This window comes from Paenibacillus rhizoryzae, assembly GCF_059686995.1.
Genome location: NZ_JCAALT010000008.1, coordinates 290808 through 314391, shown reverse-complemented (window position 1 = coordinate 314391; position 23584 = coordinate 290808). Strand labels below are relative to the sequence as shown.

Here is a 23584-nt window from a genome sequence, read left to right as displayed (position 1 = left end):
GTTATGATTAAACGAAAAGACGGCGCTCTGACGCTGTTCGAGAGCGCGCTCTATAAAACGATGTCCGCGGTCATTGAGACCGAGGATGCGATTATAATTGTTGATCCATGCTGGCTGCCTCATGAGGTCGAAGAGATTCGGCTGTATGCTGAAGAGGTTGCGGGCGGAAGGCCGAAGTATGTGTTATTTACGCACTCGGATTACGATCATATTATCGGTTACGGGGCTTTCCCGGATGCGGAAGTGATTGCATCTGCTGCATTGGCGGATAAGAACGAGATAGACAAGGAAGCGATTCTCGAGCAAATTCGGGGCTTCGAAGACAGCTACTATTTGGAGCGCGACTACGAGATCGTCTATCCGGTTGTACAGCACCGGGCGGAGTACGACGGACAAGTTCTGCAGCTTGGCAACGGGACAAAGCTGACTTTCTACCTGTCGCCGGGGCATAATGATGATGGCATGTACACCGTAGTGGAGCCGCTTGGACTGCTGCTTGCCGGCGATTATTGGTCGGATATTGAGTTTCCGTACATTTATTTCAGCAGCACGTTGTACGAGGCAAGCATCAGCAAGCTCGATACGATCTTGGCTGCACATTCCATTGCGCGGTTGATCCCGGGTCACGGAAATTCGACCGTCGATCGCGATGAGATGAAACGCCGCCAAACTGCGGATTTCGCTTACATAGCGGCCATGCGGAAAGCTGTCGCGGCAGGGGATCAGGCAGCCGTTGATGCGCTGATTGAGGGATGTCCGTTCCCGCGCAATTTGCGCAAGTTCCACTTGGGCAATCAGCAGTTGTTTGAGCGGGAGCTAGGGGTTAAGAGCTGAGGATACAGCTGGAACAGCCTTTCTGCCGTTAAATCGTTTTAACGAACCGTGGGGGCGTTATTTGCTCGAAAACAGCTGCTAAATAATTCTAACGAACTGTGAGGGCGTTATTATGGGGAAATGGGTCGGAAAGCGGCAAGTGGACACGTAATAGCGCCTGTAGGGTTCGTTAGATTTTCAAATCGCCTCAATTGGCTGAATTAAGCGCTATAGGGTTCGTTAGAATATCGCCCTGCAACTTAGAACTAGTTGCATGCAAATAAGAGCTGTCTCAAAAGTCGTTCACTTTTGGGGCAGCTCTTGTGTTTGTGGCTGGTTTAGAGGCGAAGCTTGGCTAGGTCGAATGCAGGCACGAGGCCTTCTTGGGCAGCTCGTCCAAGAAGCGCTTCGACGGCGGCGTAGCCACTCTCGCCGAGGTTCGCCGAATAGTCGTTGACATACAGCGCGATGTGCTGTTTAGCAACGTCCGGCGACATTTCCTGAGCGTGCTGCATGACATAAGCAGCAGACTCTTCCGGATGTGCCCATGCGTATTCGACAGAGGCCGTGATCCACGACGTAAGTGAAGCTGCATCGAGGGAACGGCGGGCGATGATGGCGCCGAGCGGAATGGGCAGTCCGGTATCGGATTCCCACCAGCTGCCGAGGTCAGCCACCATGTTGAGACCGTAGTTCTGGTACGTGAAGCGGGCTTCATGGATAACGAGACCCGCGTCGATGGAGCCGTCTCGGACAGCAGGCATGATTTCATGGAATGGCATGACGATGATTTCCATATTGCCGTCAGGGATAAGCTGCGCGGCCCATAGACGGAAGAGCAGGTAAGCGGTGGAGCGATCGCTTGGCACGGCAATGCGTTTGCCGGCAAGCGCGGCCGGATTGCCAGCCTCGCCTTTGGTCAGCACGAGCGGACCGCATCCGCGGCCAAGCGCGCCTCCGCAAGGCAGCAGGGCGTAATCGTCCAACACCCATGGCAGAGCGGCGTAGGAGATTTTGAGTATTTCGGGACCGGCACCTTTTGCCGCCCAGTTGTTTGTAATATCGATATCCGCGTAGGTCACGTCAAACGCCGGTGCGCCCGGAATCAATCCGTGCACCAAGGCGTGAAATACAAAGGTATCGTTCGGACATGGAGAGAACGCGATATTCATTGTCATTGGAGCACCTCCTTAAGAATTGCGCTGCCGCGCTCAAGTGCCTGAAGCGCGTCGCCGATGCGCCACGCTTCGCGGTCACGCGGGCCGACCGCGTTCGAGATCGCGCGCAGCTCCAGCACGGGCACGCCGAAGTGCCGGGCTGCGCTTGCCACGCCGCAGCCTTCCATCGCTTCGGCTGCGGCTTCCGGCACGCGCCGCAGATGCTCCGCAGCTGTGGCGGCTGTGCCTGTTGCCGTGGTCACGGTGAGCACCGGCCCCGTGACCACCGGCAGACCGGCCGCGCTAAGCGCCGCGGCCAAAGCGCTCGCGCTGCGCGCGCAGACCCCGAAGCGGGATGAGCCGAAACCGAGCTCATCTACGCTGGCGAAGCCGCCCGGGGTCTCGACGCCTAGGTCGGCGGCGATGATCTCGCTCGCGACCACAAGCGAGCCGAGCGCGGCCCGCCCGGCGAAGCCGCCGGCGATGCCTGCGCTGACGACCAGGCGGTACCCGCCCGCGGTCGCGGCGGCAGCAGGGCTCGCTGCCGTGCTCGCAGCTGCGCCGAAGCTCCCTGCACCGGCGGAGCTCCCGCCTTCAGCAGCGTCCGCGCTTGCCGCCTGGCCGCCCGCCTCAGCGGCACGCGCCGCACCGGCTCCGCCGCCCAGCGCCAGTGTCGCCGCTGTTACCGCCGCGGCCATCGCCGGGCCAACACCGGCGGCGATCACATGAAACTGCGCCGCCTCTTCGCCGAGCCCGCGCAGCACGGCGTCACGCTCGGCGTCGACAGCCGTCACAATTAAGATGCGACGAGTATCTTTCTCTTTCTTTTCCCCATTGCTTGGCATCACCATGAACATCTCCCTTACTCACGCTGAAACGGTATGGACCGAACGTTACTGTAGAGAGTATTGTAACATTTTTTAAGTGGATATCCTAAGCCGGAGGGTTACGCTTTAGCTGGTCAACTTGAGCCGGGCACGCGTTAAGAGTAAGCTATAGGTTGAATCCATGGTGAGGTGAAAGACGATAATATGAAAGCTTTAGTTTTCCATACATTCGGAGGGCCAGAGGTGCTGACTCTTCAAAATATCCCGGAGCCGGCGCTTCAGGCCGGCATGGTAAAAGTCCGGACACGAGCGATCGGTCTCAATTATGCGGATATCTATCGGCGGCGCGGCAACTACCATCTGGTCGGTGAGCCGCCATACATACTGGGTTATGAAGGAGCGGGCGTGGTCGAGGAGGTTGCATCTGATGTGGAGGGCATCCAAGTCGGGGACCGCGTCGGGTTCGCGGATGTGCCGCACGCGAATGCGGAGCTTGTCCTTGTTCCTGTTGACCGGGTCATCAAGCTTCCGGAAGGCATCAGCTTCGAGGCAGCCGCAGCTGTACTGCTGCAGGGGCTAACGGCGCAATATCTTGCCAACGACAGCTACGCGGTGAAACAGGGGGATAAGGTGCTTGTTCACGCGGCTGCGGGCGGCGTTGGCCAGCTGCTCATTCAATTGTGTAAGGCAAGAGGAGCCGAAGTCATCGGCCTTACTTCCAGCGCTGAGAAACGTGATGCGGCGCTTGCCGCAGGGGCAGACGAAGTATTTCTTTACCATACGGACTGGGTGAGTGACGTGTTGAAGTGGTCTGCGGGTGCAGGTCTCGATGTGGCCTACGACTCGGTAGGCTCTACGTTGATGGACAGCTTCCAAGCGGTTCGCATCAAAGGAACGGTCGTTTTCTTCGGGATGGCGGGAGGCGATCCGGCACCGGTTGATCCGCGGATGCTGATGGATACGAGCAAAACGCTCACCGGCGGCGACCTCTGGAACCACATTACATCGGCGGAGGAACGCAGCAGGCGTGGGAACGCACTGTTTACGGATATGCTGGAGGGCAGGCTTCGCCTGTCAGAGCCCAAAACATTCGCACTAGCCGATGGCGCTGAGGCGCATCGCTACTTGGAGAGCCGTGCGAGTACGGGCAAAATTTTGCTGATCCCCTAACTGTGATGATACAATGGCTTTACCACAATTAACCGACTAGGAGTTGACTCACATGAGTGAAGAAATCAACATGCAAGAGCTGATTCAGTTCATCGCCGGCAAAACAAAAGCTGCACCGAGCAGCATCGAGCAAGTGCTGCAGCATGAGCAGACGTTTATCAACAATGCGCAAGAGGACAAGAATGGCGAAGTGAATATCGACAGCGATGAGCTGGTGGATTATATTTTGAGCCGGCCGGGGCTGAAGCTGGACGAGCTGACGGTGGAAACGATTTTGGACGTTGAGATGGAATATTTGATGGATAAAGGCATTGCCGGCTACGTCGACTAATCGTATCTAAACGAGGCTGAGGCCCATGACTCTTTTGAAGAGTTGTGGGCCTTTTTTGTTATGCGCGAAAAAATATCAAGTTGCGGGTAGAGTGCCGTTTCCTCTTTCTTATCGATTGCACATACATAGTACTAGATTGATAGATAGTGGAAAAGTCCATGAAGGAGGATCGTATGCCTCATACCGCGCTGGCTCGATTATTTAAAGACATGTATGTCGTTCTCGAAGAGGCTAACCAAAGAAAAATCCCGTTTGAACAGGTCGTATACGAATGGAAACGAAAAGCCGCTCATCCGCTTGCGCTGCCTCATGCCGAGCCGATTACCTCCCCTTTTCATCCCCCGGTGCAAGCTTCGCGATCTGAGTTTGCATCCCGAATTGCCATTATTGGAGGGGGTCTGGCAGGTCTGACTTGTGCGTATCGGCTGGAGCAGGCAGGCTTCGCACCTATCGTGTTCGAGGCTGATCATAAAAAGATTCCCGGCCGAGTCGATACCCGGCGCGGCGCTTTTGACGATGGGCAGTCGATTGAACGCGGCGGGATGCTAATTGATACCGGCCATGTTGCTTTGCGCAGGCTAATTGACGAGCTTGGCCTTACGCTGAATGATTTGCTGCTTGCCGAGGTGGAGGGTACGGAGCCTTGTTATTATTTTGACGGAGTACCTTACACGCTGGCGGATGCGACGCGAGACTTTCAGGCTGTAGTGCCGAAGCTAAATGCGGACTTGAAGGCTGCAGGATTCCCAACGCTGTATAACCAACATACGCCTCGGGGCCTTGAGCTCGACCGGATGTCGGTCGTGGATTGGATTGAAGAGAGTGTGCCAGGCGGCAAGCTTTCCAAGTTCGGGAAGCTGATCGATATCGCCTGCAACATTGAGTATGGGGCGGAGTCCTCGGAGCAAAGTGCTTTGAACTTCCTATATCTTCACGATTATATCCCTGATGGGGAGAAGTTCAGTGTGTTTGGCGTGTCGGATGAGCGGTACCATGTGCGCGGGGGGAACGATCAAATTATGCATCGCCTGTTGGACAGGCTTGCGCCCGGCACTTTGCAGCGCGGCTGCCGGTTAATCGCGATCGCGCAAGCGTCAGATGGCAGCTACATGCTGACCATGCAAGATCGGAGCGGCACGCATGAGGTGATCGCGGAGCATGTGGTGCTCACGATTCCGTTCTCGATTCTGCGCAGCTCCGTGGACTACGGCAAGGCGGGTTTTCGGCCGCTGAAGCTTGCAGCGATTGAGGAGCTCGGCATGGGATCAAACAGCAAGCTTCATGTGCAGTTCACCGACCGTCACTGGACGTCGGCCGGCTGTAACGGCGACACCATCACAGATGGCGGCTATCAAAATACGTTCGATGTTACCCGCGGACAGCCGGGCAAATCCGGTATTCTGGTCGCGTATACGGGGGGCAACGTGGCAGAGGGGATGAACCTCGGCTCGCTGCCGGAGCGAGCGCAGCAGTTCCTGCATCAGCTGGAGCCGGTGATACCGGGTATTACGCAGCGCTGGAACGGCATGGTGACGCGCGACTATTGGCCGGGCAATCCGTTCTCCCTCGGTTCGTATGCCTACCGTAAGGTCGGGCAGTATACCAAGTTCACAGGCATTGAGGCGGAGCGCGAGGGCAGCAAGGGTGCCTGCCATTTTGCCGGCGAGCACACCTCCGTCGTCTTCCAAGGCTACATGAACGGTGCCGTCGAAAGCGGCGAGCGCGCCGCCGAGGAGATCATGGAGGCGCTTCAGACGGAGGAGAGTGAGTGAAGAGTAGCTCCCATAACAACACATTCGCCGAAAGCTGGCGGGAACGAGTAAAGAGTAGCTTCCAGAGCAACACATTGGCCGAAAGTCGGCGGAACCGGGTAAAGAGTAGCTCTTAAAGCAACACATTCGATGAAAAGTAGTGGAATTGAGTTAGAAGTCGCTAGTTGAGCATGTAAAGAGTAGCTCTCAGAGCAACACATTCGCCGAAAGCCAGAGAAAAAGAGTAAAGAGTGGCTCCTAGGGCAACACATTCGATGAAAAACGGCGGGAACGAGTGAAGTGTAGCCTCCAGAGCAACACATTGGCCGAAAGTCGGCAGAAACGAGTAAAGAGTAGCTCCCAGAGCAACACATACGCCGAAACGCGGTGGAACCGAGTAAAGAGTAGCTCCTAGGGCAACACATTAGCCGAAAGCTGGCGGAAACGAGTAAAAAGTAGCTCCTAGGGCAACACATTCGATGAAAAACGGCAGGAACGAGTAAAGAGTAGCTCCCAGAACAACACAAGAAGCTTACCCGGAGATCTACATGGCGAGCGAAGCAGCTAATAACGAGCAAGAAGCACACCCAGAGGTCTACATGGCGAGCGAAGCAGCGAATATCGAGCAAGAAGCACACCCAGAGGTCTACATGGTGAGCGAAAGCGGCGAATATGGCGCAAGAAGCACACCCAGAGGTCTACATGGAAGCAAACTCAGTGAATATAGCATAACAGGCTTACCCAGAGGTCTACATGGTAGCAAACTCAGCGAATATAGCGCAACAGGCTTACCCAGAGGTCTACATGGTAGCAAACTCAGCGAATATAGCGCAACAAGCTCACCCAGAGATCTACATGGGAGCAAACTCAGCGAATATGACGCAAGAAGTACGCCCAGGGATCTACATGGAAGCGGAAGCAGCAAATTTCGAGCAAGAAGCTCACCTAGAGATCCACATGCTACGAAGCGCCAACCAACAAAAAAGGCGGAGCAGGAATTTCACCTGCACCGCCTTTTTGCTGCCTTATCCGCCCGAGGTTACTTGTTCGTGGCGTGCTGCTTGTTGCCCAGCTGTTTGGCCGGGGCACCCTTGCCCTGGCGCTGTTTATTGCCTTCGGCTTTGGCCTGTGTGTCGTGCACTTTGTTCACGAAATCGCTCGTTTGATCCATGTGGTTACCTCCTTCGGAATTCGCCTCTGTTAGTCTGACCAGACCCGGCTGCAAACATGCAAGAAACGCCTATTTCACGCAGTTTTTGCGCCTTTTCGTCACAATCTATGAATATCGGAAAATAAAGTTTGCAACTGCTATTTTCCGACATTTTACACTCTTGTTTCCTTCTATGAAAGCGCTACAATAATAGTAACAACAACCCAGGAGGTGATTACTATGAGCCATGAGGAAGAGATCATTTCAGAAGAAATCTCAAGCGAGCTGGAGGCAGTTGAAGAAGTAGCTGCAGCTAGCGAAGAAGCTGCAGAAGAAGCAGCTGAAGCATCCGAGGAAGCCGAAGAAGCAGCTGAGGAAGCTGAGGAAGCGGCAGAAGAATCCGAGGAAGAAGCATCTGAAGAAGAAGCATCGTCTGAAGAGGAAGCAGCTGTAGAAGCTGAAGAATCCGAAGAAGTTGCGGAAGAGGCTGCTGCCGAAGAACAAGCAGCAGATGGAGAAACGGAATAATGATATTCATCATTTCTTATAAACAATAAGGGCTTTCCCGAGTGTCTGCTAATGGACGCGGGGGAGCTCTTATTTTTGTATAATAGGAGGCAAAGGCTACAACACAATAAGAAATGAGGCTGCACACGCTGATGGCTCCGGATTCATTCTTGTGGGACTTGCCCACGCTGCTCGTTCTGTTCGCGCTTGGATTAGTCGCTTCAACCTTCGGTGCCGTCGTCGGTCTCGGAGGCGGCGTCATCATTATACCTGCGCTGCTGCTGCTCGGCCCTTCCATGCTGGGCATGGACATTGATACAACGCTGGCGGTCGGCGTTTCGCTGGGCGTACTCGTATTTACTTCGTTGACGTCGACGATCACGTTCTACCGAGAGGGCAAAACCGATCTGCGCTGCGCGCTCTTCTTCTCCATCTCGAGCGGCCCGATGTCGGTGGTCGGTGCCAGTTTAACCTCGCTGTTTGAGCCTGACGTCTTCCGCCGGGCGTTCGGGTTCTTCATGCTGTTCATGGTGGTATTGCTGCTGCTTCGCAGCCGCATCAAACCTTTTCGCGGAAAATGGCGATACGCCAAGTCATACATGGACGGAAGCGGAGCCCAGCTCGAATACGGCTACAGTATGCTGCCTGCACTCCTTATCGGAGGGGTAGTCGGCCTGATTTCAGGACTTCTTGGCATCGGAGGCGGCGTACTGCTTATCCCGGCGATGGTGCTGCTCTTCCGGTTTCCGCCGCATATCGCGACTGCGACGTCGATGTCCGTCATCTTGGTGTCGGCACTGTTCGGCAGCGGCATGCATCTGTATCGCGGGGAGTGGGATTGGCAGCTTGTGCTGCCGCTTGCCCCGGGAGCGCTGATTGGCGGCTACGTAGGAGCGATCATCTCACGCAAAATCGGCAGCAAGCTGCTCATTCGCATAATGTGCGCAGCGCTTGCGTTGTTTGCCGTGCGCATGATTTTGACTTAGCCTATAATAAAATCATCCTATTCGACCGGGAGGCATCGCTGCATGTCGCAACCTATACCGATCGGCCTGCTGCAGCTGGCCCCATACGTGCGGTATGTTCACTACAATGAAGGCGATGGCCGCTACCGCGTGCCGCGCAGAATAATCTACGATTATGAATTTATCTATGTGACGCGAGGCAGTGCCTGCTACACGCTCGGCGACGTGGAATATGTGCTGCGTGCGGGCGATCTGCACATCATTCCTCCGCTCACGGTTAATGCGTGCAGGGTACGGGAAGGTGGTTCTTTCGCGTATTACGCCTGCCATTTTGATCCGATCTACCTGGGGCAGGAACAGGATTTCCCGGACGACGTCTATGTCAAAGTAGACTATGCGAATCTACCCGAGGTGCCGGTGCAGGAGGGACTACTGGAGCGGCAGACGCTTCAGTTTACCGATTTCGAGCTGCCGGCTGTCTACCATTCCGGAGCGCAATCGCATCGATTCGGTGATCGGTTCGCCGAACTGCTGGCCCTGTTCACCGACAAACCATTCGGTTATCAGGTGCGAATGCGCGCCTGTCTGCTCGATGTGATCGGGCTGCTGCTTGCAGACACGCACACCTCCGAAGGCATTAAACAGGACAGTCCTCATAAGTCCATGATTGCGGAAATGATTGAGCTGATGCGCCAAGGCTATCGCACGGAGCTCGACATAGACGCGTTCGTGCGCAGCTACGGCATGACGGCCAAGTATGCCCGCACGCTCTTCAAACAAGCGACCGGCCTCTCTTGGACGCGCTACTTGGCGCGGTTTCGCATGGAGCGGGCCAAAGAGCTGCTAAGGCAGGGAGAATTGTCCGTCGGCGAAATTGCTGTATTGTGCGGCTATGAGGACTTGCATTATTTTAGCCGGCTCTTCAAGAAGCTTGAAGGGATACCGCCGCGAGCGTACGGCGATTCTCTGCGCGGAACCCTTTAGGCGAGGCTAGCTATTTTTAAGCAACTTCTCTGCTAACCGCCTCTTTCGCTTTTTGTGCAAAAAATAACGCCTGCGCTCCAAATACAGGATCATCGCGGCTGGGGTAGGATGGACCTAGCAGATGATCCTTTTATTCGTTTGGAGGCCGATTGATACGATGAGCAAACCGGTTGAAGTAGCCGTCTATTATTTTCCGAACTATCACGTGGATAAACGCAATGAAGCCTGGCATGGCAAAGGGTGGACGGAGTGGGAGCTGACGAAGCGCGCTGAGCCGCGTTTTGCTGGACACGATCAGCCGAAAGTGCCGCTGTGGGGCTATGAGGATGAAGCAGACCCTGCCGTCATGGCGCGCAAAATCGATGCCGCTGCCGACCATGGCGTGGATACGTTTATTTTCGACTGGTACTGGTACGAGGATGGGCCGTATTTGGATCGAGCGCTGGAGGAAGGTTTTCTTGGCGCGGACAACAATAGCCGGTTGAAGTTTGCACTAATGTGGGCGAACCATGATTGGATGGATATCCATCCGGCTCAGCGGAGCACGCCGTACAATATTTTGGCGCAAGGTACGGTTAGCCGGGAGGCATTTACGCAGGCAACGGATCATATGATTCGGACGTACTTCACTCGGTCGAACTATTGGCGCGTGGATGGGAAGCTGTATTTCTCGGTGTACGAGCTGATGAGCTTGGTCAAAGGGCTTGGGAGCATCGAGGCGACGAGAGAGGCGCTTGAGGATTTCCGTACTCGTGTACGCGCGGCTGGGCTGGGCGAGCTGCATCTGAATGCGGTTGTATGGGGCGTGCAGATTCTTCCCGGCGAGCAGAAGATCACCAACGGCAACGAGCTGCTGGCTGCGTTAGGTATCGACAGTATCTCCTCGTACGTATGGATTCACCATCAGGAGCTGCCGACTTTTCCGGAGACGCCCTATGCCGAGATCAGCTTGAAATCGGCTGAGGATTGGTCCAAATTCTCCGCGATGTACGGCTTGCCTTATTTGCCGAATGTGACGATGGGCTGGGACTCTTCGCCGCGAACCGTGCAGTCGGATGCGTATGATAATCTGGGCTATCCCTATATGGGCATGTTGTCCGGCAACACGCCGGCACAGTTCGAGCTGTCGCTTGTGAGGATGAAGCAGTTTCTGACGAGCGGGGAGAACGGCTTCCCGGCGTTTACGGTTAACGCATGGAACGAGTGGACGGAAGGCAGCTACTTGGAGCCGGATACGAAGAATGGAATGGCGTATTTGGAAGCGATCAAGCGGGTGTTTGGCTAAGCGAATATGCCAATCGAAAAAATCCCCTTCACCGGAGGATGCAGCGCAAGTTAGCGCTGCTGCCCGGATGAAGGGGATTTTTTGTGCCGGTGATGCCGTCATTGCCGATTGGCCGATTGGCCGACCAATACGAGGAAGATCAAGAGCGCCAGAATATCGAGAGCGGCTATGATGATGCCCATCGGAATTGCCGTATTGCTGCCCGCGATACCGACGAACGGCGCAACGATGGAGCCGAACATGAACGACATGAGTCCTTGCAGCGCGGAGGCGCTGCCAGCGGCATGGCCTTGGCTGCGCATCGCGAGTGAGAAGCCCATCGTGGTCACGATTCCGACGCTTGCGACAACGAAGAACAGCGGAAGCAATACGAGCAGCAGCGGCGCATGGATAAGCAGCATAAGCAGCAATGTGACGCCGCCGATTGCAGCCAGGCAAAGTCCGGTGACGAGGAGCTTCGCCTCGTTCACGCGGCCTGCCAGCCGGCCGGCGACTTGGCTGGCCACGATAATGCCGAGCCCGTTAATAGCGAAACAGAGACTGAATACCTGCGGAGATACGCCATACACATCCTGCAGTACGAACGGCGAACCGGAAATGTAAGCGAACATCGCGGCCATGACGAAGCCCTGCGCCAATGCGTAGCCCATGAACGAGCGGTTCGTCAGCAATCCGCGGAACGTCGAGAGCGTGTTTAATATCCCGCCTTTCGCACGTCGATGGATCGGGAGTGTCTCAGGAAGACCCAGTAATACGGCAAGGAACATAATAAGACCGATTGCACCCAGCACGACAAACACGCCGTGCCAAGTCGTAAAGTGGAGCAGCTGCCCGCCGAATATCGGGGCGGCGATCGGCGCAATGCCGTTGACAAGCATGAGCAGCGAGAAGAATTTGGTCAGCTCAGGCCCCGTATACAAGTCGCGCACGATCGCGCGGGCGATCACGATACCTGCGGCACCGGCTAAACCCTGTACGAATCGCAGCACGATGAACGTGCCGATCGATGGCGCGATTGCACATAACAGAGATGATACTGTGTAAAGCAGCAAGCCAATAAGAAGCGGCTGCCTGCGGCCGCGCACATCGCTGATTGGGCCTGCGAACAGCTGTCCGAGCGCAAGTCCGATCAGGCAAGCGGTCAGGCTGAGCTGCGCGAGCGAGGTACTCGTGTTTAAATCGTCTGCCAGCTTCGGCAGCGCGGGCAAATACATATCGAGCGACAGCGGTCCGAATGCGCTCAGCGAGCCGAGCACGGCTGCCGTCCAGAGCCGTCTTGAGCGCGGCATGCCGGCGGTTTCGCCTGTCAGTTGATTCATAAGGTGACTTCCTTTCTGCTAGCCGTGTAAGTAGCTCTATTTATTATAGTTCACCCCTTCGGACTGTCAACGAACGAGCGCTCCGATTATTGCCTTGATATATACAATCCTGGGCCTAAGAGGAGGAATGAACCAAGGAAGAAGTTAGCATACTATCCCCAAAGAATAAGGGGGGAATGACAACGATGAATACAAGATCAAACCGCTTCTATATGACGCTTGCGGCAGCTGCGCTGCTGACCTTTACTATGCCCGCCTGCGGCAAGCAAGAATCAAACAATCATGCCGATGCGCCGGGCACCAATCTACTGGAAACCATCAAGTCGAACGGCGAGATTACGATTGGTACGGAGGGCACCTATGCCCCATTTACCTTTCACGATAAAGACGGGAAGCTTACGGGCTTTGACGTGCAGATCGCGGAAGAAGTGGCCAAGCGGCTTGGCGTAAAAGCGAAGTTCATCGAAACGAAGTGGGACGGCATGCTTGCCGGCCTTGATGCGAAGCGCTTCGATATGGTGGCGAACGAGGTCACGATTCGGGATGACAGGAAGGAGAAATATGATTTCTCCGATCCTTATATTGTCTCTAAGGCCGTGCTGATCGTGCAGGAGAGCAACACCGACATTAAGAAGCTGGCGGATCTCAAAGGCAAGAAGTCGGGGCAGTCGCTAACGAGCGACCTGGGGGATATTGCAAAAGCAAACGGTGCGCAGATTGTTCAGATAGACGGCTTTAACCAAGCAATTGATCTGCTCACCTCGGGCCGGATTGATGCGACCATCAACGACAAGCTGAGCTTCTTGGACTTGAAAAAGCAGCGTCCGGATGTTCCGATTAAAGTCGTCGACGAGACGAATACTGCATCCCAAAGCGGCTTGCTGCTCCATAAGGGCAATGCGGAGCTGGTCACTGCCATTAATAAGGCATTAGCTGATATGAAAGCGGACGGCACCTATTTGACGATTTCCAAAACCTATTTTGGCGAGGATGTATCGCAGTAAAGAGGGCGGTTGATCATCATGAGCGATCGCACTGAGCGGCTGCTGCAGATCTTTTTGGATTCTTTTCTGCCCTTGCTTCACGCGGGATTAGCGTTTACCGTACCATTGACGCTTATTTCGTTTGTACTTGGGCTGCTGCTGGCCGTCGTGACCGCGCTTGTACGGCTGTCGGAGATGCGCGTGCTGGCACAGCTGGCGCGCTTCTATGTTTGGATTGTCCGCGGGACGCCGCTGCTCGTGCAGCTCTTTATTATTTTCTACGGCCTGCCAAGTGTGGGGATTACGATTGATGCGTTCCCGTCGGCGGTGATTGGCTTCTCGCTGAGTGTGGGTGCATACGGCTCGGAAATCATTCGTGCCGCCATCATCTCCATTCCGCGGGGACAGTGGGAGGCGGCGTATTCACTCGGGCAGACGAGGTTGACAGCGCTGCGCCGGATCATCCTGCCGCAGGCAGCACGAGTGTCGGTTCCGCCGCTGTCGAACTCGTTTATCAGCTTGGTGAAGGATACGTCGCTGGCGGCGACGCTCACGCTCACGGAGTTGTTTCAGAAAGGCCAGCAAATTAGTGCAGCCGTCTACGAGCCGCTGCTCATCTATTGCGAAGTGGCGCTGATCTATTTGCTGCTGTGCACGGTGCTGTCCATACTCCAGCGCCGATTGGAACGATATTACGAACGGTATGATGCCGGGTAGAGGAGTGTGACGAAGGCGCGATGATCCAGGTTCAAAATCTAACCAAATCGTTCGGCTCCTCGGCCGTGCTGAGAGGCATCGATATGCACCTCGAGCAAGGCAGCGTGCTCGTTGTTATTGGCCCGTCCGGCTCAGGCAAATCAACGCTGCTGCGCTGCCTGAATGTGCTGGAGGTTCCGACCTCAGGCTCGGTTGCGATTGGCAATGCGAGCATCGACTTTCGGCCCGGCGTGAAGCCCAAGATAGCCGACGTGCTGTCGCTGCGGCGGCAAACGGGAATGGTATTTCAGGCGTATCATCTCTTTCCTCATTTGACTGCCATTCAGAATGTCATGGAGGGGCAGATTACGGCATTGCGCCGATCGAAGACGCAGGCAAGAGTAAGAGCGCTCGAGCTGCTCGAAAAGGTAGGTCTCGCGGATAAGGCGGATGCTTACCCGCATCAGCTATCCGGCGGTCAGCAGCAGCGGATCGGCATAGCGCGTGCCATGTCCATCGACCCCAAGCTGCTGCTCTTCGACGAGCCGACCTCGGCGCTCGATCCCGAATTGGTGCAGGAGGTACTGAAAGTCATCCGCGAGCTGGCCAAAGAAGGACGTACGATGATGATCGTGACGCATGAAATGAAGTTTGCTCGTGAAGTGGCCGACCGCATTATCATGATCGATGAGGGCGTAATCGTCGAAGAAGGCCCACCTGAGCAACTATTTGGAAGCCCTCGGCAGGAGCGAACCAAGCAGTTTTTATCGATTTTGATGGAGAAATAGCAGTCAAACTGGTAAATATGGAAATATAATTACAATTGAAAGCCCCGTCCTATCTAAGGATGGGGTTTTTTTATGCCGAAATTCCCCCCATTGTCGGCTGATAGGATAGCAAGTAGATTTACATAATAGAGTTGCTCTAGTCTATTATTTTTTCTACTTGAAGGAGAGTCGGTATGCACAAGAACAGCAGAAAGAAGCTTGTTTCCAAAGTTGTCGTCGGCAGTATGCTAGTATCGCTTGCCCTTCCCTATAATGTGTTTGCAGCAAATTCGCTCCCAGCTCCCAACAACGCGGGTAATCCCGTTTATCACCTCTCACCGGAACAAAAGAACGCACTGAAACAGCTGGATTTCAAGGGTCCAGTCATTGCACCTGAGCTTGACCGCAATAGCTCGAGTGCAGTAACGGTCATTGTTGAATTTAAGCAGGCGCCCGCAGAGGTGGAAGTGCTTAAACTAGCGTCCGCAGGCGTGCATATTTCCAAAAGCGATGCGCAAGTAGACGCAGAAGACAACCATACTACTTTCAGAAACTATGTGAATCAATTAGTAGAAGGCAAGAAGACGGAGCAAGGCCCGGCTCCCTTTGAAGCACAAGAAGAAGTGACCATTACCAGAGAATATCGCCACGCTTTTAACGGTGTTGCCATGACGCTGCCGGGCAAAGATCTCGAGGGCCTGCTTCGTTCCGGCGTCGTTAAACGGATTTTCAAGGACAACGTCGTGAAGCTCGATCCGAAAGAAATGGAAGTGTCTCAAGCTGCGGCCGAGCAGACGGATGCGCCATCGACGGATAACAGTATTCCCCTCGCTGGCATTGAAGAATTGCACGCGCAAGGCATCAAAGGGCAGGGAATCAAAGTAGGCGTTCTGGATACAGGGATCGACTACAATCACCCTGACTTAACGGATGCCTATAAAGGATATCGCGCTCAAGAAGGCGTCGACCCGAAGACAATTGATCCCTCATCGGTTAAAGGATGGGATGAAATTGATAATGATGCCGATCCGATGGAAACGACCTATGAGGATTGGAAGGCTTCCGGTCAGGAAGAGCATCTCGGTGACGGCACTTACTATACGTACCATGGCAGCCACGTATCGGGAACGATCGCCGCACGCGCTAAAAGTACAGCTACGGATGCGCCTGCGCTTGGCGTAGCGCCTGAAGCCGACCTGTACGTGTACCGCGTGCTCGGTCCTTACGGCAGCGGAACCGAGAGCCAGATTATTGGCGGTATTGATAAAGCGGTTGCAGACGGAATGGATGTCATTAACCTCTCGCTTGGAGTGATGATTAATAGTCCGATCATACCGGAATCGGTTGCGATCAATAACGCAACGCTGCTTGGCGTAACTTGCGTGGTAGCGGCAGGGAATGCAGGTCCGGCCGAGAAAACGATGAGCTCCCCGGGTACGGCGCCGCTCGCGATTACGGTGGGTGCCAGCGATTTTGCGATATCGCTGAAAACCATGACGGGCAGCGTATCGGCAGCAGCAGATTCGCTTTCGCTGGATGCGATGAAAGTCATTGCCTACAACTATTCTTCGCTAGAGGATTTGTTGAACACGGCACTCCCTTTTGAAATCGTAGATGTTGGTTTAGCGGATACCGCTGATCTCGAGGGTAAGGACCTTACGGGGAAAATCGCGTTCATCCAGCGCGGAACGCTAGCCCTCCAAACCAAAATTGAAAACGCAGCCAAAGCAGGCGCTATCGCTGCGATCATGTCGAATAACGTAGAGGGCGATATTCCGTTTATCGGCGACGGCTCTGCATTAATTCCGACTTTCGCGACGTCCAAAGCAAACGGCGAAGCTTTGAAAGCGGCGGTCGATCCGAAGATTACCTTCAGCGCCATCGGCAGCACGGTCACGGAAGGCGGCCATTTGGCAGATTTCAGCGGCAGAGGACCGGTTAATGGCAGCTACGATATTAAACCGGATGTTGTGGGACCGGGCGTAAACGTGTACTCCACTTACCCGGAATATATTCATAGTCCCGAAGATGGCATCGACTATTCCCATGCCTATGCACGGATTTCGGGCACATCGATGGCAACGCCTCATGTAGCGGGGGTTGCAGCGCTTATTTTGCAGAAGCATCCGGAGTACACGCCGTTTGATGTTAGAAATGCAATGATGAATACAGCAGACGATTTGAAAGGGAACTACTCGGTTTATCAAGTGGGTGCCGGCGAGGTTGATGTAACGGAAGCCGTGAATGCGGATGTATCCATTCAAGTATTGAATACGGCGCAAAGTTTGGATGAGAATGGCGAAATTATTACCATTGATAATCCTTCGGGCTCGATTTCTTACGGCAATCACGCGAAGTCCGCAGATGCGGATCTGCTGGAGAGCAGAGAAATGACCATCACGAATAAAGGCGAAAGCGATAAAACCTTTACGGTTGATGTGGAGTATTATGCAGCGGAAGGAAGCCCCAGTGCGGTTGACAACAACGTTACTGTAAACGTGGATGGACAGAGCTCCATTACAGTTCCGGCAGGCACGGCAGTGACGCTGCCGGTGAATATTGTCGCTCCGCCTACGGCGGCAAACGGCCGGTACGAGGGTTACGTGCATCTGACCAATCAAGCGGATGCGGGTGAGAAGTACCAGGTTCCTTTTGCCGCTCGTATCGTTGATCCGGGCATTGACTCCTTTTATATGTACAATCCGGCTATCATGTCGGAGTATCCGTCCGTAAGCCATCCGTTTTACGATTTTAACGGGATGTTCTTCAAACTGGCCAGCCCGATGGAAACACTTATGACGATCGTCTCGGATAAGGACGGGAACGACATTGGCAGTTTCTATCATGGCTATTACGAACCGGGTGCGCCTGTCGATGAAGAGCTCTATCTGCCTGTCGGGGAATGGTTGTATCCGTTTATTGGAGATCCGACGGATCTCACCATTTCTCAAGAACCTATCCGTATGAAGGAAGGCGAGTATTCGGTACGTTTGGTTGGCAAAGATGCACAAGGCCGTACCTTTACGAAGGCTCAAATGTTTATTGTGGATAATACGCGTCCTACGCTTTCGTACAAGGATTATGCACCTGGCGTATATGAAGTGGATGATTCCATGTTTACGACCGAAGAGCTCGAAGGCGTAAGCCACGACGCGATTTGGATTCATGCAAACCTCTCGGATGAGGGCAATGCAAAGCTGGCACCACTGGGTATTACCCAGTCGGATAATCGTCTGTTCTATTATCAGAATCAGAACGTATATCCGGATGGGGAGTTCAAAATGGATCCGAACGGAGATGTGAAGTTCGGCATCACGCGGGATGATCTGATCGATCAGGAAACGCTGAAGGATAAACCGCTGACACTGGCGCTATTCCCGATCGATAAAGCAGGCAACGGTTATTTGGTCGCTGATTTCATGCATTACGGATTCATTAAAGCCGGATCGCCTTATATGGTTCCGGAGTATGACAAAGAGAAGCTGTATCAAGGCGACGAAGTTACGATGACGCTTAACCTCAACAATGTTGAAGATCTTGTTGCAGGCACATACGATGTGGACTACTACAAGACGAATTTTGAATTTGTAGGCGTAACCGTAAACCCTGCTTTCCAAGCAAAAGCAGACGCAGCGGGTATCGCCGTTAACGTGGATGAGCCGATTGTTCACGAAGACGATATGTATCCTTGGGCCAAAAATGCGGTGAACGTTGGCGCCTCCTTGGTCGGTGATAGCTTCACAGGATTCGATGGCGACATGCCATTCCTTGATGTAACGTTCAAATTGGTGGATGACGAGAATTACACCGGTCTGGATCGCATGAATATCGAACAAAATATCGAGAAGTTCTTCTACACGAAAGCTGGAGAAGAAGAGGCTGCCGAAATTCCTGCATTCAGTTCCATTGATGGTTTCAAGGTGATCTCCAAACACGCCATGGTAGAGGGGTCCATATTCCCGGAGGCACTTATGACCTTCGAGGGTGGTGATGGCCAATTGGATTGGACGAAGGACTTCAGCACAATTGGTGCCGAAATGTCTTTGCATGTAGATGGCACCTCCTATGATGCGGCCATCGAAAAAAACGGTAGAATTTTCGCCGATCACATCCCGGTCAGTGAGAAGGAGACTGAATTTATCGTTGACGTTCCCGGCCATTTGACTGGCAAAGCGTCAGTGAAGCTGGGCAAAACGATGTTTGGTGAAGCGGTCGGCGAATTTGCAATCGCACCTCAAATATTGAACTATGCCGGCGATGTGAACGGCGACCATATGATCGACACCGTTGACTTGGAGCTCATTCAAGATCTAATCGGAACCACGCCAACGTCGGCGGCAATTGAAGATCTCAATAAGGATGGCGCTGTGGATGAAACGGACGTACAGTTTGTACGGCAAAATCTATTGCGAACCTACGATCAATTGGCACTGACAGGTATTCAGGATAGGGTTGCGAAATTTTCTTTCTCCATGCCGGCGGGTGCAGAAGGTGTAAGCCTTGAGTTGTCTACCAACCAAGGAGCAACATGGAGTAAAGTGAGTACGATAGAAAAGCTTTCTGCTGCCAGCAGAACCGCAACGGTAACCGACTTATCTCCAGGCACAAACTATGCGTTTAGACTGTCGGTAACAGGTGGGCCGGAAACAAGAAGCTCCAATGTAGTCCATGCGAAAACAACGGCATCGACAACGCTACCGCCGACTCCTCCGGTGACGGGCGACCAAGGGGGCGAGAGCAACGATGGTGTTGTTCTGACTCCAAGCGGCGATGCAGTGAAGGTAGAAACGCAAAATGGCAAAACCAATGTAACGGTATCGCCTAGTGCCGACGATCTTACGAAAGCATTCGAATCGCTTAAAGGCAATGCTGCATCGAAACAAACGATCGCGATCCATATCGATCAAGCGGCAGACAACGTCGATTTCAAATTGCCGGCTCATGTGCTTGCTGATGCAGTGAAGTCGAATCCAAACGCGGTTATCGCGGTGGATACCGGTAAAGGAAGCTTTAATTTACCTCTTCACTCGGTTGACTTTATTGGGCTTGCGCAATCGCTTGGTTCCGATCTAAGCAGCATGACGGTATCGATTTCGATGACTGCCCCTACAACGGAGCAACGGCAGCATATTAACGACAGCGCGAAAGCGAACAACATGAATGTTGTAGGTGTCGTTAACTTTACCGTGACTGCAACCGCAGGCGGTAAGTCCGAAGAGATCACAAGCTTCGGCAGCACTTATGTAACCAGAACAATCGTTGTAGAAGGTCAGGGAACAGGCAAGCCGTTTATGGCCGTTCTCATTGATCCTGCTACAGGCGAGTTGTCCTTCATCCCGGCAACGGTGACGAATGACAAAGGCACTGTAGAAGCCGTCATTAAGGCTCCTCATGCAAGCTTCTACGGGATCGTTCAAGTATCGCCCAAAACATTCGCCGATGTGAACACGCATTGGGCGAAGAAAGAAATCGAGCTGCTCGCTTCGGCACTGCTTGTGAAGGGCACTTCCACAAACACATTCTCGCCTAGCAGCACAGTTACGCGCGCGGAGTTTGCCGCGATGCTGGCCAGAGCACTCGGTCTTGAAATGGCGGATACGGCTGCTGCGTTTGCAGACGTGCCTGCTGACAAGTGGTACGCAAGCGCGGTTCATGCCGTTGTGGAAGCAGGCATCGTTTCCGGACGCAGCAAGGACAGCTTTGCTCCGAACGCAACGATTACGCGCGAAGAAATGGCTGTCATGCTGGCCGGCGCGCTGAAGTTTGCGGGCAAACCATCCGCTGCAGCGTCGCTCGCCTTCACAGACAAAGGCAGCATTGCAGGCTGGGCTCAGGATGCAGTGGCACAGGCTGCAGGCGCAGGCATTCTTCAAGGCAATCATGAAGGAGCATTCGCGCCGAAAGCCAATGCAACCCGTGCAGAAGCGGCGGTTGTGCTGAAGCGTTGGCTGCAATTCGTAGGCTTTATGAAATAAACCGGAACACCACAGGCACAGGCATACAGCAAAGCCCGCTCTTCGTTATTCGAGGAGCGGGCTTTTTGCTAGCTGCTGCGGCTGTTTACAATCCGATTCACGGATGCAACCGTGAACACGTAATACATCGCATAGATGACGATGTAAGCTGCCATGGTGCCGACCGCAGTCCAGCTGGCCGCGATGAGATTGATGCTTGCAAGCACCTTCAGAATCATGGCGCTGTGAGCAATGCCGACGATGAGCGGCAAGGCGAAGATAAACAGCGTTTGAACCGCGATCGTTCGGCGAATTTCATGCCGGCTAACGCCGATGTTACGAAGAATGGCGTATCGTTCACGGTCTGCGTAGGCTTCTGTCAGCTGCTTGAAATAGATAATGCTACCTGTAGCTGCCAGGAAGACGAGGCCAAGGAAACCGAGTATAAACAGGATGAGTCCGCTTCCCTCGAGCCCTTCCCGATAAACCGTATAAAACGGAGACATCTCCGTATCATCATTCGCGCTTATATGGACTTCAGCATCGGCGTCGGTCCGGGGACCGGCAAGTGCCAGCAATGCTTTGGTTGTCTCACCGGTCTGGCGTTCGCCTTTCACCTTGTAGACCTCGTAAGCGATAGGCGTGGTGATCTTCGCCAGGTCGGCAAACCGGTTGTCGCTCACTACAATCGTGAGGTCGGGGTAGCTCCAGCGCAGCATATGATGATCCAGGAGCATCGACAAATCGAGCGTGGTCTCCGTTCCTTGGTTGTCTTGCCCTGTGGCATGCAATGTCGTTGGCCCAATGAAGCTTGATGGAGCAAGATCCGACGTATAGCGCGGGCGAACGATTGCCGCCTCATCATCGCTCAGCGAGGCAGCGGCAGCCGGGAAGCCAAGTGCTTCCGCCGCGGCATTATACGTGCGGGCGGACATCACCTTGATCGGCATCTCCGTAGCCTCGAACCCGCCGGGAATATAGGCAAGCTTGGAAAAATCCGCATGAAGGCGGATGACCGGAAGCTGCATATGGGCCGTAACCGGATGCTCCTTGTCGGCCTCGATGAGTGCGGCCGCCGGTGTATTGAGCTCTGCGCGGCTGATCCAGCTATAGCTGAAAGGCGCTGCTTCCTCAGCGGCTTGCCCGTTGCCCGTATACATGATGTACCCCGTGCTGACGGCGCTTAGTGTCATGGCGCTCAGCAGAGCAATCATGGTCAGCGTGCGCGTATTGCCTTTCATCCGGTACACAAGCTGCGAGACAGCAACGAGGTTCATCCCTGCGTAGTAGCGGGATTTGTTGCGCTTCGCGAGCTGCAGGAGCCGTACGATGCCGGAACGAAACAGCAGGTAGGTACCGGCAATGAGGCCAACTACGAACAGGAGTAAATTTCGCCCCATCTCCGCGGTGGTCGTGATCGACTCAAATACGATCCAATAGCTGCCGGCCAGCAATAACGCTGCTGCTATTGCAGCAACCAGCGAAGTGCGCGGGGCATGCTCGCCTTCTTTCTCGGCCTGAAACAGCTCAATCAATTGAAACCGATAGACAAGGCGGTAGGCTCGCACAGACACGAGCAGGATAAGAATCATAAAGACGATGATGGTGTTGGCCGTCGCTGCGCCGGAGAAATGAAAGCTGACCTCCACGGCGGAGTCGAGCAGCTTAAGGAAGATCATCGTGAACATCTTGGAGAGCAGCGTCCCGAGCAGGATACCTGCGGCAAGCGCGGCTGCGCCAAGCATGAGATTCTCGTAGAAGAGCAGCTGCCCAACGGTCCGCTTGCGGACGCCCAGCAGCGTGTATAGGCCGACCTCTTTCTTTCGCCGCTTCGTAAAGAAGCCGTTTGAGTACCAGATGAACACAGCTACGAACACAATAAGCAGAACAGAGGCACCCAGAAAGATGTTGTCAATTCCCCCCTGAAGCTCCATCGAAGCCTGGGTTTCACTGCTGTACATGAGAGAAACGAACGTGAAGTAGATAACGACGCTTAAGACCAGGGAGATGAAATAGAGCAAATAGCTGCGCGCATTCCCAAGCAGGTTCTTCTTGACCAAACTAAACAAGGTCACCGGAGCCACCTCCAAGCACGGCCAGCACATCAAGCACCTTCTTGAAGAACTGACTGCGAGGCATCGATCCGCGTGCCAGCTCTGTAAATAACGTCCCGTCCTTTATAAAAATAACCCGTTTGCAGTAACTCGCGGCAAACGCATCATGCGTCACCATGAGAATCGTCGCGCGGTCTTGTTCATTCAGCCCTTTCAGACTATCCAGCAAATCGGCCGCCGATTTCGAATCCAGCGAGCCTGTCGGTTCATCCGCCAGCAGCAAGCTTGGCCGCGTAATCATCGCGCGGGCGGCGGCGGTCCGCTGCTTCTGGCCGCCGGAGATGTGATACGGATACTTATCGAGGATCGCTCCAATTCCGAAGGTGGCGGCTGCCTCCTCGGCACGGCGCTCCATATCTGCGGCATTCGCCTTAGACAGCGCTAGCGGCAATATAATATTCTCCCTCACCGTCAGCGTATCAAGCAGATTGAAATCTTGAAAAATAAATCCGAGCTTGCTGCGGCGAAACGCCGATAGCTGCGCCTCATTCATCCGCAGAATCGACTGTCCATCGATGACGATATCGCCCGAGGTCGGCTGATCAATCGTGGCCAGCAGGTTCAGCAGCGTTGTTTTGCCTGAACCGGACGGACCCATAATGCCGACGAACTCGCCCTCTTGGACCGTTAAATCAATATTTTGCAGCGCCGTGTAGATGTTGCTCTTGGCACCGTACACTTTGCGAATCGTTGTTGCTTCCAGAATGGTCTTCATTGTCCGTTGTCCTCTCCATTAGGCGCTCATCGCACCGGGTATAGCTCTATTGTACAGGAATCATCCCTAGCTCAAGCTTACAGCTTCCGCCGGTAA

Annotated in this window: 18 protein-coding genes; 12 read left to right on the top strand and 6 right to left on the bottom strand. The window is 54.1% G+C overall.

What is annotated here, in order from left to right:
• The first annotated feature begins 3 nt into the window (after positions 1–3).
• Positions 4–834: an MBL fold metallo-hydrolase gene (locus AC6ESO_RS23750; RefSeq protein WP_497093553.1), complete on the top strand. Its 831-nt coding sequence runs from the start codon at positions 4–6 to the stop codon at positions 832–834.
• A gap of 317 nt (positions 835–1151) precedes the next feature.
• Here AC6ESO_RS23750 and AC6ESO_RS23745 read toward each other — a convergent pair whose 3' ends face one another.
• Positions 1152–1985 (bottom strand): 1,4-dihydroxy-6-naphtoate synthase, encoded by an 834-nt coding sequence (locus tag AC6ESO_RS23745; RefSeq protein WP_497093599.1) that lies wholly within the window; start codon positions 1983–1985, stop codon positions 1152–1154.
• A gap of 2 nt (positions 1986–1987) precedes the next feature.
• Positions 1988–2821 (bottom strand): futalosine hydrolase, encoded by an 834-nt coding sequence (locus tag AC6ESO_RS23740; RefSeq protein WP_497093552.1) that lies wholly within the window; start codon positions 2819–2821, stop codon positions 1988–1990.
• A gap of 180 nt (positions 2822–3001) precedes the next feature.
• On the opposite strand from AC6ESO_RS23740, the gene AC6ESO_RS23735 reads away from it, so the two are divergent.
• From AC6ESO_RS23735 to AC6ESO_RS23725, 3 genes are all read left to right on the top strand, one after another.
• Positions 3002–3967, top strand: coding sequence for a quinone oxidoreductase family protein (locus tag AC6ESO_RS23735; RefSeq protein ID WP_497093551.1), 966 nt, complete (start codon positions 3002–3004; stop codon positions 3965–3967).
• Positions 3968–4019: 52 nt separating this feature from the next.
• A complete protein-coding gene (locus AC6ESO_RS23730; protein WP_497093550.1) occupies positions 4020–4298 on the top strand; it encodes a hypothetical protein in 279 nt (92 codons plus the stop codon).
• Between the two features lie 158 nt (positions 4299–4456).
• Positions 4457–6070 (top strand): flavin monoamine oxidase family protein, encoded by a 1614-nt coding sequence (locus AC6ESO_RS23725; protein ID WP_497093549.1) that lies wholly within the window; start codon positions 4457–4459, stop codon positions 6068–6070.
• 1018 nt (positions 6071–7088) lie between these two features.
• Here AC6ESO_RS23725 and AC6ESO_RS23720 read toward each other — a convergent pair.
• On the bottom strand, positions 7089–7220 hold the full coding sequence (locus AC6ESO_RS23720) for a DUF4023 domain-containing protein (RefSeq protein WP_090980254.1): 132 nt from the start codon (positions 7218–7220) through the stop codon (positions 7089–7091).
• Between the two features lie 219 nt (positions 7221–7439).
• Between AC6ESO_RS23720 and AC6ESO_RS23715 the strand changes: the two genes are divergently transcribed.
• The 4 genes from AC6ESO_RS23715 (at position 7440) to AC6ESO_RS23700 (ending at position 10940) form a co-directional block, all read left to right on the top strand.
• A complete protein-coding gene (locus tag AC6ESO_RS23715; protein WP_494819475.1) occupies positions 7440–7727 on the top strand; it encodes a hypothetical protein in 288 nt (95 codons plus the stop codon).
• A 131-nt stretch (positions 7728–7858) separates the two neighbouring features.
• Positions 7859–8692, top strand: coding sequence for a sulfite exporter TauE/SafE family protein (locus AC6ESO_RS23710; RefSeq protein WP_497093548.1), 834 nt, complete (start codon positions 7859–7861; stop codon positions 8690–8692).
• A gap of 42 nt (positions 8693–8734) precedes the next feature.
• Positions 8735–9655: a helix-turn-helix domain-containing protein gene (locus AC6ESO_RS23705; RefSeq protein ID WP_497093547.1), complete on the top strand. Its 921-nt coding sequence runs from the start codon at positions 8735–8737 to the stop codon at positions 9653–9655.
• Positions 9656–9812: 157 nt separating this feature from the next.
• Entirely contained in the window at positions 9813–10940 is a 1128-nt protein-coding gene (locus AC6ESO_RS23700) for a glycoside hydrolase family 99-like domain-containing protein (protein WP_494819472.1), read from the top strand.
• Between the two features lie 98 nt (positions 10941–11038).
• On the opposite strand, the gene AC6ESO_RS23695 is transcribed toward AC6ESO_RS23700, so the two are convergent.
• Complete coding sequence (locus tag AC6ESO_RS23695) at positions 11039–12259, bottom strand: multidrug effflux MFS transporter (RefSeq protein WP_497093546.1); 1221 nt, start codon at positions 12257–12259, stop codon at positions 11039–11041.
• A gap of 212 nt (positions 12260–12471) precedes the next feature.
• On the opposite strand from AC6ESO_RS23695, the gene AC6ESO_RS23690 reads away from it, so the two are divergent.
• The 4 genes from AC6ESO_RS23690 (at position 12472) to AC6ESO_RS23675 (ending at position 20680) form a co-directional block, all read left to right on the top strand.
• Positions 12472–13263, top strand: coding sequence for an amino acid ABC transporter substrate-binding protein (locus AC6ESO_RS23690; RefSeq protein WP_497093598.1), 792 nt, complete (start codon positions 12472–12474; stop codon positions 13261–13263).
• A gap of 18 nt (positions 13264–13281) precedes the next feature.
• The gene (locus AC6ESO_RS23685) at positions 13282–13959 is read left to right on the top strand and encodes an amino acid ABC transporter permease (protein ID WP_497093545.1); all 678 of its coding nucleotides are present in this window, start codon (positions 13282–13284) and stop codon (positions 13957–13959) included.
• A gap of 20 nt (positions 13960–13979) precedes the next feature.
• Complete coding sequence (locus AC6ESO_RS23680) at positions 13980–14726, top strand: amino acid ABC transporter ATP-binding protein (protein WP_497093544.1); 747 nt, start codon at positions 13980–13982, stop codon at positions 14724–14726.
• 173 nt (positions 14727–14899) lie between these two features.
• Positions 14900–20680 carry a S8 family serine peptidase gene (locus AC6ESO_RS23675; RefSeq protein WP_497093543.1) on the top strand — a complete coding sequence of 1927 codons (5781 nt, stop codon included), beginning with the start codon at positions 14900–14902 and terminating at the stop codon, positions 20678–20680.
• Between the two features lie 68 nt (positions 20681–20748).
• Here the strand turns inward: AC6ESO_RS23675 and AC6ESO_RS23670 are convergent, their stop codons facing one another.
• Together AC6ESO_RS23670 and AC6ESO_RS23665 are read right to left on the bottom strand one after the other, a co-directional pair.
• Positions 20749–22734 (bottom strand): FtsX-like permease family protein, encoded by a 1986-nt coding sequence (locus AC6ESO_RS23670; RefSeq protein ID WP_497093542.1) that lies wholly within the window; start codon positions 22732–22734, stop codon positions 20749–20751.
• Complete coding sequence (locus AC6ESO_RS23665; RefSeq protein WP_497093541.1) at positions 22721–23488, bottom strand: ABC transporter ATP-binding protein; 768 nt, start codon at positions 23486–23488, stop codon at positions 22721–22723. The genes AC6ESO_RS23670 and AC6ESO_RS23665 overlap by 14 nt, the downstream gene beginning before the upstream one ends.
• Positions 23489–23584 lie beyond the last annotated feature (96 nt).